Source organism: Mesorhizobium sp. M7A.F.Ca.CA.004.06.1.1 (assembly GCF_003999135.1).
Classification (GTDB): Bacteria; Pseudomonadota; Alphaproteobacteria; order Rhizobiales; family Rhizobiaceae; genus Mesorhizobium.
Window position 1 is genome coordinate 1 of record NZ_RZPQ01001108.1, and the last position, 1348, is coordinate 1348.

Annotated in this window: 3 protein-coding genes; all 3 read left to right on the forward strand. The window is 66.6% G+C overall.

What is annotated here, in order from left to right; genetic code table 11:
- A partial coding sequence (locus EN906_RS34260; protein ID WP_281060476.1) for a flagellar M-ring protein FliF C-terminal domain-containing protein occupies nucleotides 1-581 on the forward strand: 581 nt, incomplete at its 5' end.
- 3 nt (nucleotides 582-584) lie between these two features.
- A complete protein-coding gene (locus tag EN906_RS34265) occupies nucleotides 585-1211 on the forward strand; it encodes a hypothetical protein (RefSeq protein WP_127270048.1) in 627 nt (208 codons plus the stop codon).
- Nucleotides 1208-1348: flagellar motor protein MotB (locus tag EN906_RS34270; protein WP_281060477.1), on the forward strand; the 141-nt coding region annotated here is incomplete at its 3' end. The genes EN906_RS34265 and EN906_RS34270, both read left to right, overlap by 4 nt.

Genomic DNA, 1348 nt, shown 5'->3' on the forward strand with positions numbered 1-1348 from the left:
CGATTGCCGTGGTCGCCAATCAGCAACGGCTGACGGCCATCCTCGGCAAGGACGCCACGCCGGAGCAGATCGCCAAGCGCGTCGCCGAGATCCAGAAGATGGTCACGTCCGCTACCGGCCTTGACGAAAAGCGCGGCGACATCATCGACGTCTCGGCGGTCGAGTTCATCGACGGCCTGGATGGCGAGGCGATCCCGCAGGCGGGAATGCTCGATTCGATCGGCCAGCATGCCGGCACGATGATCAATGCCGGTGCCTTCATCGTCGTGGTGTTCCTGGTCGCCTTCTTCGGCCTGAGGCCGATGGCCGCGGCGCTGACGGCAAAGGCTACTCCGGCCCTGGCAGGTCCCAGCTTCGACGACGTCCAGCGCTCGCTGCCGACGCCGGAGGCAATGGCGGCTACCGACAGTGCCGCGATTGGGACCTTGCCAGGCACACGCCCAGGCCCCACGCCGCTCGACGATCTTCGCCAGAAGATCCGGCCGGCGCCGCAGGACAGGCTTGCCAGGATGGTCGACCTCAACGAGGAGCGCACCGCGCAGATCCTGCGCAAATGGGCCGCCCAGGAAGTGGCGGTGTAAACCATGCCCTCCGTAGCCCTCTTCGACCTTCTGCCTGATTTCGGGACGCGCGCGCAACGTGCCGGCCAGTCGCGGGCAGCAATCGATCCCGAACACAAGCCCGAGACGCCGGCGCCGCAGGCCGATATCGGCACGCTGATCGCCGAGGCGGTTGCCCAGGCGGAGGCAGCGCTGGAGGTCCGCCTGTCGGCTGCGCATGACGCCGCGCTCGAAGCCGAACGCCAGGCCAATGCCGAGGAAGCAAGGATATTTCTCGAAAGCCTCGGCGACGATGTCGGCAAGGCGGTCTCGTTGCGCATCGATGCCATGGAGGCGCGCGTCACCGGACTTGTCGCCGCCACGGTCGCCCGCATCATCGGCGGCATCGTCAGCGACGATCTGCAGAAACGTTCGATCGAGGCATTGGCCGGCGCCATCCGCGAAGCGGTCGGCGATGCCGAAGCGGTGCGCATCGTCGTGCGCGGCCCGCTCTCGATGTTCGAAACACTGAAGGCGTCGCTCGGACCCCGCGCCGCCAATCTCGATTTTGTCGAGGCGCCAGGCTTCGACCTGACCGTCGCCATCGACGAGGCGGTGTTCGAGACGCGCATGGCCGAATGGTCGACGGTCCTCTCGGAGGTCCTGGCATGAGCGTCGCAGACGCCGACCACGGCCGCCACGAGATCATCATCGTGCGGCGCAGCCATGACGACCATGACGAGGCCCACCATGGCGGCGTCTGGAAGATCGCCTTCGCCGACTTCATGACGGCCATGATGTGCTTCTTC

Coding starts and splice junctions, on each gene's coding strand:
- EN906_RS34265 (WP_127270048.1), top strand. CDS start 585: ATGCCCTCCGTAGCCCTCTTCGACCTTCTGCCTGATTTCGGGACGCGC.